Source organism: Arthrobacter sp. ES3-54 (assembly GCF_029504395.1).
Classification (GTDB): Bacteria; Actinomycetota; Actinomycetes; order Actinomycetales; family Micrococcaceae; genus Arthrobacter.
In genome coordinates, this window is record NZ_JAQFIF010000007.1 from 23078 (window position 1) to 36235 (window position 13158).

The 13158-nt window shown below is 66.4% G+C and carries 14 protein-coding genes and 1 tRNA gene; 8 read left to right on the top strand and 7 right to left on the bottom strand.

The annotated features are described in order from the left end of the window. Positions 1–148 precede the first annotated feature (148 nt). Positions 149–811, top strand: coding sequence for a phosphate signaling complex protein PhoU (phoU, locus tag M2428_RS13665; protein WP_277526494.1), 663 nt, complete (start codon positions 149–151; stop codon positions 809–811). A gap of 168 nt (positions 812–979) precedes the next feature. Here the strand turns inward: phoU and M2428_RS13670 are convergent, their stop codons facing one another. After that, positions 980–1726, bottom strand: a complete 747-nt coding sequence (locus tag M2428_RS13670) for a phosphoglyceromutase (RefSeq protein ID WP_277526495.1) — start codon at positions 1724–1726, stop codon at positions 980–982. A 142-nt stretch (positions 1727–1868) separates the two neighbouring features. Between M2428_RS13670 and M2428_RS13675 the strand changes: the two genes are divergently transcribed. Then, positions 1869–2717, top strand: coding sequence for a class I SAM-dependent methyltransferase (locus M2428_RS13675; protein WP_277526496.1), 849 nt, complete (start codon positions 1869–1871; stop codon positions 2715–2717). 44 nt (positions 2718–2761) lie between these two features. Here the strand turns inward: M2428_RS13675 and M2428_RS13680 are convergent, their stop codons facing one another. Further along, complete coding sequence (locus tag M2428_RS13680; RefSeq protein ID WP_079552051.1) at positions 2762–3115, bottom strand: DUF2516 family protein; 354 nt, start codon at positions 3113–3115, stop codon at positions 2762–2764. 9 nt (positions 3116–3124) lie between these two features. Continuing rightward, positions 3125–4321 carry an aminotransferase class I/II-fold pyridoxal phosphate-dependent enzyme gene (locus tag M2428_RS13685; RefSeq protein WP_277526497.1) on the bottom strand — a complete coding sequence of 399 codons (1197 nt, stop codon included), beginning with the start codon at positions 4319–4321 and terminating at the stop codon, positions 3125–3127. Between the two features lie 123 nt (positions 4322–4444). Here M2428_RS13685 and tmk point away from each other — a divergent pair, with 123 nt between their 5' ends. The 4 genes from tmk to M2428_RS13705 all read left to right on the top strand — a co-directional run bounded on the left by tmk (position 4445) and on the right by M2428_RS13705 (position 8072). Beyond that, positions 4445–5101, top strand: a complete 657-nt coding sequence (tmk, locus tag M2428_RS13690) for a dTMP kinase (protein WP_277526674.1) — start codon at positions 4445–4447, stop codon at positions 5099–5101. Then, positions 5098–6240 (top strand): DNA polymerase III subunit delta', encoded by a 1143-nt coding sequence (locus M2428_RS13695; RefSeq protein WP_277526498.1) that lies wholly within the window; start codon positions 5098–5100, stop codon positions 6238–6240. The genes tmk and M2428_RS13695 overlap by 4 nt, the downstream gene beginning before the upstream one ends. A gap of 58 nt (positions 6241–6298) precedes the next feature. Then, a complete protein-coding gene (locus tag M2428_RS13700; RefSeq protein ID WP_277526499.1) occupies positions 6299–7885 on the top strand; it encodes an alpha/beta hydrolase in 1587 nt (528 codons plus the stop codon). Between the two features lie 114 nt (positions 7886–7999). Continuing rightward, positions 8000–8072: transfer RNA gene (locus M2428_RS13705), tRNA-Thr, on the top strand. A 141-nt stretch (positions 8073–8213) separates the two neighbouring features. On the opposite strand, the gene M2428_RS13710 is transcribed toward M2428_RS13705, so the two are convergent. Together M2428_RS13710 and M2428_RS13715 are read right to left on the bottom strand one after the other, a co-directional pair. After that, positions 8214–8642: a hypothetical protein gene (locus M2428_RS13710; RefSeq protein WP_277526500.1), complete on the bottom strand. Its 429-nt coding sequence runs from the start codon at positions 8640–8642 to the stop codon at positions 8214–8216. Positions 8643–8935: 293 nt separating this feature from the next. After that, entirely contained in the window at positions 8936–9304 is a 369-nt protein-coding gene (locus M2428_RS13715; RefSeq protein WP_277526501.1) for a hypothetical protein, read from the bottom strand. A gap of 496 nt (positions 9305–9800) precedes the next feature. On the opposite strand from M2428_RS13715, the gene M2428_RS13720 reads away from it, so the two are divergent. After that, a complete protein-coding gene (locus M2428_RS13720) occupies positions 9801–10520 on the top strand; it encodes a hypothetical protein (RefSeq protein ID WP_277526502.1) in 720 nt (239 codons plus the stop codon). Beyond that, on the top strand, positions 10495–10773 hold the full coding sequence (locus tag M2428_RS13725; protein WP_277526503.1) for a sigma factor: 279 nt from the start codon (positions 10495–10497) through the stop codon (positions 10771–10773). The genes M2428_RS13720 and M2428_RS13725 overlap by 26 nt, the downstream gene beginning before the upstream one ends. 93 nt (positions 10774–10866) lie before the next feature. Here M2428_RS13725 and M2428_RS13730 read toward each other — a convergent pair whose 3' ends face one another. Both M2428_RS13730 and M2428_RS13735 read right to left on the bottom strand, forming a co-directional pair. Continuing rightward, positions 10867–11163, bottom strand: coding sequence for a hypothetical protein (locus M2428_RS13730; RefSeq protein WP_277526504.1), 297 nt, complete (start codon positions 11161–11163; stop codon positions 10867–10869). Positions 11164–11383: 220 nt separating this feature from the next. Further along, the gene (locus M2428_RS13735) at positions 11384–13060 is read right to left on the bottom strand and encodes a cellulase family glycosylhydrolase (protein WP_277526505.1); all 1677 of its coding nucleotides are present in this window, start codon (positions 13058–13060) and stop codon (positions 11384–11386) included. Positions 13061–13158 lie beyond the last annotated feature (98 nt).

Sequence of the window (13158 nt, forward strand, 5' to 3'; positions counted from 1 at the left end):
TCGGGTCCCGGTTCAGCTAACGTTCACCTATTGGGGCGTAACAGTTCACCGGACACTGAAAGAGTTGAGCGTTGGAGCGCCGGTAGGTGAACCGAAATAGGCCCGCCACTTCGATTGCAGGCAATATTTCCGAGGAAAGGACGCACACGTGCGTAAGGTTTTTCAGGAGGAGCTCGCCCAGGTAAGGGAACAGCTCGTCGAGATCTCAACGCTGGTCACAGAGGCCATCGACAAGGCCACGACAGCCTTCGAGGGCGCCGATATCGACCTCGCCGAGGACGTGATTGCCGCCGATGCCCGCATCGACTTCCTGCAGAACAGCCTCGACGAGCGCGCCATCGACATCCTTGCCCTTCAGGGGCCGGTGGCGAGCGATCTGCGCATGCTGGTTGGTTCGCTCCGGATGAGCGCCTCGCTGGAGCGCATGGGCGACCTCGCCCGCCATCTGGCCCAGCTGGCGCGGCTGCGCTACCCGGCGTCAGTGGTCCCGGATCAGCTGCGCGAGACCTTCAAGAGCTTCGCGGAACAGGACTTGCTGATCGCGCAGAAGCTCACGGAATTGCTGGCAACCCGCGATCTTGGCGTGGCCCGGGACATTATGAAGGCCAACAGCGCCGTCAACGACCTGCACCTGAGCGTTTTCAAGGCGATCGCGCGCAGCGACTGGCAGGAGTCGCCGGCCACCACGGTGGACGTTGCCCTGGCGAGCCGCTACTTTGAGCGCTTCGCCGACCACGGCGTTTCGGTGGCCCAGAAGGTCACGTACCTGGTCACCGGCGCGTGGCAGCCGAACAGCATCGAACACAGCTGACGCCGGCTTCGCTCTGACGCAACTGCGCTGCCACAAACACGCTGGGGCAACTGCGCTGGCACAAACGCGCTGACACAACGACGGCGTCCGGTCACCTTGGGGGTGGCCGGACGCCGTCGTTTGTACTGCGCTTGCGCTTAGCGCTTGATTTTGAGTTGCGGGTGCCGCTTACTTCTTGCCCTGGTTGGCGACTGCCTGGATGGCCTCGGCGGCGGCCTCGGGGTCGAGGTAGGTGCCGCCCGGGTTCAGCGGCTTGAAGTCCTCATCCAGTTCGTAGACCAGCGGGATGCCGGTGGGGATGTTCAGACCGGCGATGGCCTCGTCGCTGATGCCGTCAAGGTGCTTGACGAGGGCGCGGAGCGAGTTGCCGTGAGCTGTGACCAGGACGGTCTTCCCGGCCTTGAGGTCTTCCTTGATGTCCGATTCCCAGTACGGCATGAGTCGGATCAGGACGTCCTTGAGGCATTCGGTGCGCGGGATGGCGTCGCCGAGGTCCGCGTAACGCGGGTCCCCCACCTGGGAGAACTCGGAATCGTCGGCCAGGGGCGGCGGCGGGGTGTCGTAGGACCGGCGCCACAGCATGAACTGCTCCTCGCCGAATTCGGCGAGGGTCTGGGCCTTGTCCTTGCCCTGCAGCGCGCCGTAGTGGCGCTCGTTGAGCCGCCAGTCACGCTTGACGTCGATCCAGCCGCGGTCGGCCTTTTCGAGGGCCATGTTCGCCGTGTTGATGGCCCGCTTCAGCCGCGAGGTGTAGAGGATGTCGGGGAGGATGTTGTTCTCCACGAGCAGCTCGCCGCCGCGCACCGCCTCGGCACGGCCCTGGTCATTGAGGTCAACGTCCACCCAGCCGGTGAAAAGGTTCTTGGCATTCCAGTCGCTGTGGCCGTGGCGCAGCAGAATCAGCTTGTAAGTCATGGTTTTTATCCTAGCCGAGCGGTTGGCGGCGGTGCCGTGCGTTACACGGTGTGCGCTTCACCGCAGTAAACGCTCCCCTCCGGCCCGTCGCGCGGCTCACCCTGGGCCGGAGGTGACCCTCGTTGGAGGATAGGCTTGGCCGGTGGTGCAGAAGGCTCAACGGGTGCTGTCCCCCCGGAACCAGGGCGGAACGAGAAGCGGCGCGCGTGGCGGCAGGCCCGTGGGCAACGTGACCCGTGGAACCACGAACCCCAACCGGATGCGCCGCGTGGACCGCTGGCTGACCGGACCGCAGGCCTGGCGGCTGCGCGCCGCGGCCCATCCCCTCGCCGTCGACCTCGGCTACGGCGCCTCGCCGGCCACCGCCGTCGAACTCTTCGAACGCCTCGCCGCGGTCCGCGCGGATATGCAGGTGGTGGGCATCGAAATCGAACCGGAGCGTGTCCGGCAGGCCCAGGCACTTGAACGGCCCGGCCTGATGTTCCAGCTGGGCGGCTTCGAACTGCCAGTGACCGGAAATCCCGTGCTGGTCCGCGCCTTCAACGTGCTGCGGCAATACGAGGAAGCCGACGTGGCGGGCATCTGGCGGCTGGTGCAGGACCGTCTCGCGCCGGGCGGGCTGTTTATCGACGGCACGTGTGATGAAATCGGGCGGCGTGCCTCCTGGGTGGCGCTCGACGTCGAGCGGCCGCTGAGCCTGAGTTTGTCCATGCGGTTCGGCGCGTTCGCGCTGCCCTCCGACGTGGCCGAAAGGCTGCCGAAGGCCCTGATCCACCGCAACGTCCCCGGAGAGAAAATTCACGCCTACCTGCAGGCGATGGACAAGGCCTGGCTGGATGCGGCGCCGCTGGCGTCGTTTGGCAGCCGGCAGCGCTTTACAGCAATGTGCCGTGCGCTGCTCGACGCCGGCTGGCCCATCCAGGACGGTCCGTCCCGCTGGCGGCTGGGCGAAGTGACGGTCGGCTGGGAAGCCGTGGAGCCGGGAAATTAAGCGATTGCGGACTTAGGGGGCCGGACGAGCTTAGGTAGCCGCGGTCACCAGGGGCCGTAGGGGCCCATGTTGCGGCCGCGGCCGGCGTCTTTGACCGCGGGACGGACGTCGGCAAGGTACACGGACGCTGCTGTCACGGCGGCAAGGCCGAAAATGCCGAGTGAACTGGCGCCGCCGCCGCTGCCCAGCTGCGAGAGCAGGGAGAACAGGCCCACGGCGAACGCGCCGCCGGTCAGGGCCAGCCAGAAGGTCTTGGTCCGCTTCGATACGGCCTCGAACGCGTTGGCCTTGTGCCGGAGGCAGTCGAAAAACGCCCATGCCTCCAAGGCAAAGGCCACGACGGCCAGGACCAGGTAAACCCCGGATTCGACAAAGTAAATGAGTATGCGTCCGTCCACTCCCCCAGCCTAGCCGTCCAGAGTGCCCAATGCCTGCTCCAAATCGGCCCAAAGGTCTTCGACGTTCTCAATGCCCACGCTCATCCGGACCAGATTGTCCGGCACGCTCTCCGGCTCGGCCGTGTGCCGGCGCCGGCGTTCGATCAGGGATTCCACCCCGCCCAGGGACGTGGCGGGGAGCCAGAGGCGCAGGGCGCGGATCATCCGGTCCGCGGCTTCCGCGCCGCTGCTGCCACTGTCCTGCCCAACTACCGGTGCCACCTCAATGCACAGGACGGACCCGAACCCCTTCATCTGCTCCTTGGCCCGCACGTGGCCGGGGTCCGAGGGCAGGCCGGGAAAGCGGATGCCGGCAACCCGCGGATGGCCGTTGAGCCTTTCGGCCAGGACCTGGGCCGACGCCTGCGAACGCTCGATCCGCAAAGCCAGGGTCCGGAGCCCGCGCAGCGCCAACCACGCCTCGAAGGGTCCGGCGATCCCGCCGTGGATGGTGCGGTGGTGCAGCAGGGCGGCGCGGAGACCGGCGTCGGAGGTCACCAGCGCACCGAGCACCACGTCGGAGTGGCCGGAGAGGTATTTGGTCACCGAATGCAGCACGACGTCGGAGCCCAAGCTCAGAGGCTGCTGCACCAGGGGCGTGGAAAAGGTGTTGTCCGTGACGACGATCGCGCCGGCCTCATGCGCCGCGGCGGTCAGGGCCCGCATGTCCGCGATACCGAGCATGGGGTTGGTGGGACTCTCCAGCCACAGCATGCTGGCAGCGCGGCCGCCGGTCGGGGCCAGTGCGGCCACTACGGCGTCGGTGTCCGCGATGTCCACCGTCCGCAGCTCGAGGAAGCCCTTGGCCGCCAGTTCGGTGGCCATGGTGACCGAACCCGCGTAGCTGTGCGACGGCATCACGAGCACGCCTTGGGCGGGCACCAGGGACAGGGCCGAACTCACGGCGGCGAGTCCCGAGGCGTAAAGCAGGCCCGGTAGGTCCGCGCCTTCCAGCTGGGCCAGTGCCTCTTCGAAGGGGTCCCACGTGGGATTGGAATACCGGCCGTAGCCGCGGTCGCCGTCGCCCAGCGGTCCTGTGCCGAAGTAGGTCGAGGACAGCACAAGCGGCGGGTTGACCGGTTCGTCGCGGGTGCGCGGCGGGCGCCCTGCCGCCACAACCAGGGAATCCGGCGAAAGCGTGGCGGCCTGCTCTTCAGAAAGACTCATGGAGACAGGTTACGTGGGCGCCCCGCAGGGTACCCAAGCCGTTACGCCGGGCACTGAAGTGTCGGTGATTGTCGGTACTCTTGAACAGTGACTACCCAGAGCCCCGGAGCGTCCCGCCGGCCGTTGCCCAGACTGTTGCCCGGACTGTTTATTGCCTTCGAGGGCGGAGACGGCGCCGGTAAGTCCACGCAGGCGGCCGAACTCGCCAAAGCGCTGGAATCAGGCGGCTTTACGGTGCTGCGGACCCGGGAACCGGGCGGCACGGCGATCGGCGAGAAGCTGCGTTCGCTCGTGCTGGATCACGGCCACGGCCACATCGATGCCCATACCGAGGCCCTTATTTTTGCGGCGTCCCGTGCCGCGCACGCGAGCCAGGTCATCCGGCCCGCCCTGGAACGCGGCGAGATCGTGCTCACGGACCGGTACATCGACTCCTCGGTCGCGTACCAGGGCGCCGGCCGCGGCCTCGGGACTGAGGCGGTCCGGGACATCAATGCCTGGGCGACCTCGGACCTGCAGCCGGACCTGACCGTACTTCTCGACGTCGAGCCCGCCGTAGGACGGCAACGGCGCACAGCCGGCGAGGCCGCCGAAGACCGCCTCGAGTCCGAGGCCGACGAATTCCATGCCAAGATCCGGTCGGCCTTCCTGGACCTGGCCGCGGCCCGACCCGAAGCCTACTTGGTGCTGCCCGCCCGCCTGCCCGTCGCCGAACTCGCCGCCCGGATCTTCGAGCGCGTCGAGTCCCTGCTGGCCGTCACCCAAAGCAGCACAGCATGAGCGTCTGGGACGACCTCCAGGGCCAGGACGCCGTCGTGGCCCAGCTGCGCCAGGCTGCCCAGGGTGAGGGATTGACGCACGCATGGCTTTTCACCGGCCCGCCAGGCTCCGGCCGTTCCAACGCCGCGAAGGCCTTCGCCGCGGCCCTGAACTGTGACCAGGAGGACGTCAGCCTGCGGGGTTGCGGCGAATGCCCGGCGTGCCTGACCATCCTGGGCGAAACCCATTCCGACGTCGCGTTCGTGCGCACAGAGAAGGTCACCATCACCATCGATGAGGCACGCGAACTCGTGTCCACTGCCGGGAACCGGCCGTCGTCCGCCCGATGGCGGATCATCGTGGTGGAGGATGCAGACCGGATGGCCGAGCGGACCACCAATGTGCTGCTCAAGGCCATCGAGGAACCCACTCCTCGCACCGTCTGGATGCTCTGCGCGCCCTCCCCCGCCGATGTCCTCGTGACGATTCGCTCCCGCTGCCGGCCGGTGGCGCTGCGGCTTCCGCCGGCCGCCGACGTCGCCGCCCTGCTGGTCAAGCGTGACGGCGTGGACCCGGCGGTTGCCGAGCGCGCCGCCCGAGCCGCGCAAAGCCACGTCGGGATCGCCCGGCGCCTGGCCCGGGACCCGGAGGCCCGGGAGCGCCGCCTTGAGACGGTGCGGTTTCCCCTGTCCCTTCGCGGCGTCACGGCGGCGGTCATGATGGCCGAGAAGCTGGTCAAGATCGCCACCGAGGAAGCCAACAGCTCCAATGACGAACGCGACGCCGCCGAGAAAACCGCACTGCTGGCCACCCTCGGGGCGCCCGAGAGCGGCACGTTGCCGCCGGCCATGCGGAGCCAGGTCAAGCAACTCGAGGACGACCAGAAGCGCCGTGCCAAGCGTTCCGTCACCGATTCCCTTGACCGCACTCTGACGGACCTGCTGTCCTTTTACCGGGATGTCCTGATCATCCAGATGGGGAACGCCGTGGAACTCGTCAACGTTGAACTCAGAAGCGAGCTCGAAGACTTCGCCTCCCGTTCGACCGCCGAAGTGACCCTTGCCCGCATGGACGCTGTCAACAAAGCCCGCACGCGGATCACCACCACCAACGTGGCTCCGCTGCTGACGATCGAGTCCATGGCTGCCAGCCTTATTTGACGGTCCCGGCCGCACCAACAACATCGTCGCTCCGTTCCTATCCTCCAAGGAGAACCGCATGAAGCCTGCTCGACCCCAGCCCGCAAGATCCCGATCCCTGGCGATCGGTATGCGGGCCGTCGGCGCCGTGGCCCTGGCCATCACACTGGCCTCGTGCACCCTTTTCGGCGGCGGGGGCGACAGCGGGTCCAGTGCCGCGACATCGGGGGCACCTGGGAAGGCGGACCCGTCAATTGTCGACGCGGCGCCGGCGGAACTGCGCAGCTACTACTCCCAGCAGATCGACTGGAAGCCGTGCGAAGGGGACGGCTTCCAGTGCGCCAAGATCAAGGTTCCGCTGGACTACAGCAAGCCCGACGGCGACCGCATTGAGCTTGCCGCCATCAAGCTCGCCACGACAGGCGACAAGAAGGGCACCCTGCTGGTCAACCCGGGCGGCCCCGGCGGCTCGGGTTACGACTTCGTCAGGGACGCGGCCAACACCAACATTTCGGACAAGGTCCGGTCCGCCTACGACATTGTGGGCTTCGACCCCCGCGGTGTGAAGCGTTCCGCCCCGGTCTCGTGCCTCACGGACAAGGAACGGGACGCGTCCCGCGCCAAGAGCTACGCCCTGGACACCGACGCCGGACTGGACGAGGCCCTCGCCGACAACAAGGCCATCGCGGCCAAGTGCGTGGAGAAGACCGGACCGGTCCTGGCCCACGTCGACACCATCAGCACCGCGAAGGACCTTGACATCCTCCGCGGGGTGGCCAACGACGCGAAGCTGAACTACCTCGGATACTCCTACGGGACCCTCCTGGGCTCCACCTATGCGTCGCTGTTCCCGGACAACGTAGGCCGGCTGGTCCTTGACGGTGCCATTGACCCGTCGCTGAGCTACGAGGAACTGACCCGCGGCCAGGCCCTGGCCTTCGACAAGGCCCTCCACGCCTACGTCGCCAAATGCCAGCAGAGCAGCGGATGCCCGCTCACGGGAAGCATCGAGGCAGGCGTCCAGAAGATCCACAACGCCATCACCGCGGCCGACGCGAACCCGCTGCCGGCGAAGGACGGCCGGAAGGTCTCCGGCTCGACGTTTGTCAGCGGCCTCATTATCCCGCTCTACAACAATGACAACTGGCCGATTCTCACCCGCGCGCTCGCGACGGCCCTCACCGGCGACGGCACGGGCATGCTGCAGCTGGCCGACTTCGGCGCCGACCGGGATCCCAGCGGTACTTACACGTCGAACAGCACTTTCGCCTTCAACGCCATCAATTGCCTGGACTATCCGATGGTGTCCGACACCGCTTCCATGCGCGCCGAGGACCAAGAGCTCCGCAAGGCGTCGCCCACCCTGGGTTACTACTTCGCCTACGGCGGCAGCAACTGCAAGGACTGGCCGCACAAAAACCTCCGTACCCCTGCCCCGGCGGAGTACAGCGGTTCGGCACCGATTGTTGTTGTGGGTACCACCGGCGATCCGGCTACCCCGGTGGAATGGGCCAGCGCCCTGCGCAAGCAACTCGGGAACGCCTCGCTGCTGACATGGAAGGGCGAGGGCCACACGGCCTACGGCCGCTCCAACAGCTGCATCGGCAACGCCGTCGATGATTACCTGGTGGACGGCAAAGTCCCGGCGGACAACACCGTCTGCTAGGTCCGCGATGGGGCCGCAAGGCGGCTTCTGCCGCTCATTTTGACCCGGACGCCGGGACTCTATTACAGTTGTCTCTTGCATGATCCGCCCGGTTCGCCGGGCATTCATGTGGTTGCTTCCTTAGCTCAGTTGGTAGAGCGTCTCACTCGTAATGAGAAGGTCGCCAGTTCGATTCTGGCAGGAAGCTCTGACGGCAAGCCAAGGAAACCCCTGGAAATCGATGATTTCCGGGGGTTTTCTTTCGTTTTCATTGACAACAGCGTCGACCTATCTTTTCCCCACCATTTCGACACTTTCGCGGGGTCTTCGCCAGTAGGCTGTGCCGTTGCTACTCATGTGGTCTGAGTGCGGATCGCACCACAATGATGTCAGCGCCGTACTTGCTGTCCAGTTCTCGCTGGATGGTGCCGTCATCGTAGGCAACCAATATGACGAGGTAACCATTCTGGATCCCTGATATGAGGATGGGCTGGCCACCTGCAGATTGAAGATCGTGTTGAATCTGCATGAGCCGTGCCTTGTTTCCCGTTCCCGGCTTCCCCGTGACGGGCAGTGCAGCGTCAGGGATAGCAGTCTCGGTGGGCGAGACTGGAGCCGGCTCGCGGGTTCGGACGAATTCGCCGTTCTCCCAGGTTCCCGTCACCGTGAAGCTCCCCCACGTGACGCCGGCTGCCCTTTCGTATCCGGTCAGGGTGGACCAGTCCCAGTTCCTGAGTACAGGGCCACCGCACGCTTGTGGCGGGTAGGAAGAAGTCATGGCACCTAGGCAGAACACCGGCGGGTTGTCGCCTTTCTGCAAGACCGTCCCACTGCCGGTCAGTTCGCCCCGCACAGCGGTTTGCGGAGCAGTGCTGGTCGGCCCGGCAGCAGGCGGGGCTGGGGCAGCGCATCCGCTCAATAATGCGGCGACAGCCGCAACGACACAGGACGTGCGCTTATTCATAGGGACATAGTCCCCTGCTGTTCCAGCTAGGAGAACGACGCAGCCAAAATTGACACAGTGCCGTGACCCGCCATCGGCAGCAGAGCCCCGGCAGGGTGATAGCCGGATCAGTCTTCGTGCGGGTCGGTACGGTCCGGCTCGGCGTTATCCTCGGCTTCCCTGTACCGGATTTCGGCGACCATTTTCCGGACGGCTTCCCGAACGTCAGCAAATCTGATGACGGGCCAGTCGTAGTTTGCAATCAGGTCAGTGAGTCGCTCGATGATGAGGCTCCCTTCGAGCTGGTCATCGATATAGGCCAAGGTGACGGGAACGTCCCGCCCCATGTCGGCAATGACCTCCCCTTGCCCGGGGGTGGCAAAATCCGGCCGGCCGGTTGTTGTGGTCAGAAATGTCCGCTCTTCAGCGTTGAGATAGGCGATCCTGTCGATCCGTGTGACGTTGAGGGCGTCGGTGGATGTCTGAAGAATGCGCATGCTCCATGCCTTTCTCGCTTGTGCTGTCAGGCTACTCCGGTGCTGTCCTCATCGGGAGCCGCCGGCGCGTGGACTCATGTCTGTCACGGCGGACAAAGGGCTGGTCAGGTGGCTGGCAGAGGAACTGGGGTCAACGGAAGATTTACACTGCCGACTCTCGCTCAGGTACACCGCCCCCGGGACCTCGCCGGCCGGATGCCGTAATAGTCCGCAGTCATGGGCCGCATGAAGTCGCGATCGCCGCCGGAGACGATGTAGCAGGTGAAGCCGTGATTCGAGATACCGGAGCAGTTCGATCATGGGCTGGTAGGTGGTCTCCGAATAGGCCCGGTTCCCTCCAAGGGGCTGCTGTCGCCGTGATGCTCGGCCCCATTCCCCGGGGCCGGAGCACAGCTTCCAGCCCGCGGCGCCTCGCGCGCGGCCCTTGCCATCCCCGCGGCCGTTCGGGATGATGCCTAGGCGCGGTGCTTTAGTGCCTAAGCCGAAAGGGGCGCCGATGCTGCAGGCATTTGGCTGGGGTCTGCTTGCCGGGTCCTCGTACTTCCTGGGTGGACTGCTCGCCCTGCGGTGGCGCGTTGGCAACAGCGTCCTGCTCGGCATCCTGACCGGGCTCGGTGCCGGCGCCCTGCTCTCGGCCGTCGCCTACAAGCTCGTCGCCGAGGCCGGGCGGCTGGCCGGCGGAAGCGGTTATGTCGGGGTGGGACTGATCGGCGGGGCCGTGGCGACGGCATGGGTGGTGACGGGTGCCGTGCGCGGCCGGCGGCTGTCGGAACTTCCCGTCCACGAGCCCAGGTTCCTTGTGATCGGGCTGTCCGTGGTCGCCGAAGCGGTTGTTATCACCGGGGCGCTACTCAGCGGCTACGGCATCAGTGCCGCGGTGCTTGCCGCTGTCTTCCTCTGCGGCGTGCCCGAGGCCATGGCCGACACCGGACCGCTGCGCAAGTCAGGCATGACCACCCGCCACGTCATGTCCGCCTGGCTGGCCATGACGTTCTTGTGCGCCGCGTCGGTGGCCCTCTTCACGGTGCTGCTGCGGGCAGCCCCGCCCGAGGTGGTGGCCTTCGCGCTGGCCTTCGCCGCCGGCGGCATCCTGACGAACGTAACGACCCGCATGGTGCCGGAGGGGCTCCGGGACGCCGGCGCCGCCACCGGGATCGCGATCGCCGTCGGATTCGGCCTCTCGTACGCCCTTGTGGAGATCCTCGGCGGGCACTGAGGCCGCGGCCGGTTTCATCCTTCGGCTTTCCCGGGACCGGCATGACGCAGAAGACATCATGGCCACGGCCTTCCTCGAGCTTTGGAGGCGCCGCGACACGGTGCGGGTCGTTGAGGGGCCTGTCCTTCCCTGGCTGCTCGTCACGACGGCGAATGCGGCACGCAACAGTGGTCGAATTCAGCAACGCGCTCCGGGCGGAACTGGTCTCCCGGGTCCAGCGGGCCGCCCCGGCCCCAACCCCGGAAATCGTTGATTTCCGGGGTTCTTCCCGAGTCTCCTGCAACTGGCGACCGGGCAGTCCTGGCGGGTACCGGCTCCCGGTCCCAGTTCGGCACGCTCACTTCGGTCAGGCGCCCGCTCCCGGGGTGAAGTAGTTGTGGACGTCCAGATACTTCACGGTAGGCGGCGCGGGAATACCGACCTCGGCAGTGTACGGGCCGATCTGGTCCTTCGCGAAGGCGTCGTAGAGTTCCCTCGTCTGCCATAAATCGGTGACGAGGATCCCGTCGTCGGTGGCGGCCACCCAGTGCCCGAGGGCGCCGGCCGGCGCGGGCCCTCCCGGCGTAAGGCCCATCTTGCCTATAACTTGGTCGTACTGCTCCAGCGTGGCACCGGCGAATTCCATGATGACTGCGACGGCCATTTTCTTCTCCTCACAGGCGGCAGGCCGCAAGGCAACGGCCTGCGATTGGTTTGATACGGCACGGTCTACGCCGGAGCCGGGCAGCCGTCAATACGTCGCGGGTTGAGGGCATCGTGAGTCCCGCGGACCGCCGTCGGGACCGCCGTCGAAAGTTCAGGAGCAGGCCACTTCCCTAAGCAGGCGCCTAGTCAAAAGTCACGCCGCGCTTTTGCGCGGCCGGCTACTTCAGGGTCAGCACCGGACTGACAGGGGCTTTCAGCGAATCCACCTGCAGGCCGACGGACAGTTTCTGGCCGGCGGCGATCTTGGTGGCCCAATCCGCGCCGCTGCAGGTCACCGACACCTTGGGAACCACCGTGCAGTTGATGCCCCAGGAGTTGGCCACCCGGGTGACGTTCGGGTCGGGCCAGCTCACGCTCCAACTGGGGGCCGCCCGGAGCCCGGTGACCTCGATGTTGGCCACGTAGCCACCGGTCCACGAACTGCCGAGTTTCCAGACTGCGCTGATCGACCCGCCCGTCGTCGGCGCGGGAGACGCCGTCGGCGACGGCGACGCAGTGGCTGTAGGCGACGGCAACACCGTCGGCGTCGGTGACGCAGTGGCCGTCGGCGCAGGTGACGCAGTGGCGGTCGGCGTCGGGGTCGGGGTCGGGGATACCGACGGTGACGGCGACGGCGTGCCCTTCAGGATAGGCGCGAGCGCAGTCAGTTTGGCGGCCTCCGGCGTGCGCCAGTCCGCCTGGACAAGGCCTCCGGTGATGCCGCTGTTCGGGTTGAACGCCCAGTACGCGAAGCTCATGGAGTTGGTCCCGAGGTAGGAGACGATCTTCGCCATCCACTGCTTGTCGGACGTGGTCTGCAGCGCGGTCCCGAACTCGCCGAGCAAGACCGGCGCGATGCCCTGCTTCTGGATGTAACCCCAGTTGGCATCCCACACGGCTGGCAGGTTGTTGGGGTAGTTAGCGTCGCTGAACCATTTCTGGGCATACAGCGAGGCCGGGTAGTCGTGCGGGGAATACACCACGCGGTTGGGCGTGGCCAGGGTGACCGGCTTGTTCTTGACGTCGGCCAGGCCGCCGCCCCACCAGGTGGAGGTGCCGTTGCCCTGGTTTTCAATGCCCTCAATGATGATCAGCAGATTGGGGTTGGAAGCAAGCACGGCGTTGCCGCCACGAGTGGACGCGGCCTGCCAGTCGGTGGCGGCGGCCCCGCCCCAGGTCGCTGCCCCGGCGGGCTCATTGTGAAGGTCGGCACCGATGACGGTGGGATCGTTCTTGTAACGGGTGGCGAGCATCTTCCAGTCGGCGATCCATTTCGACTCCGGGTAGGCGGAGGTGTACCAGAGCGGGGACTGGTCGGCGGACGAGGGCCGGTGTCGGTCCAGGATGATTTTGAGGCCGTTGGCCTTGGCGCGGGCGATGACGGTGTCCATCAGGACCAAGGGCGTTTTGCCCTCAAGCGCGTAGGCGCGGTTGGCCCAGTAATTCAGGTTGCCGTTGATGGACGCCGCAGCCAGGCACTCGTTGGAGAAAGGCAGGCGGACGGTGTTGAATCCCATCGACTTGATGTTGGCCAGGGCGTCGTCGATGGTCAGGGTCCCCCAGAGGCCGTGCGGCATGCAGTCAGGGGTTTCCATGCCGAACCAGGATGCGGCCTTGATCGTGTACGGGGCGTTGTTCGAGTCCAGGATCGTCCCGCCGGAGGTGTGCAGCCAGCCGGTGGGCGCCGGAGTCGTTGCCGCGCCCACGGCGAGGGGCGCGCCGCCCGTCGTCGCCTGCGCCGAGACGGCGAGGACCGAGAGCGCGAGCACGCCCGCCAGGGCGGAACCTAGCAGGGCGGCGGTGACAGGTTTAAGCCGCTGGCCGGTGTGGCGGGGCGGGTTCGAAAATAGCTTCACAGTTCCTCCGTGAGGGCGTGGGCGGTTTCCAGGTTCGCAGGAAGCGTCGCTGGGAGCCGTAATGGCCGGATGCGTCAGGGCCGTCCGGCCTGAGCCGG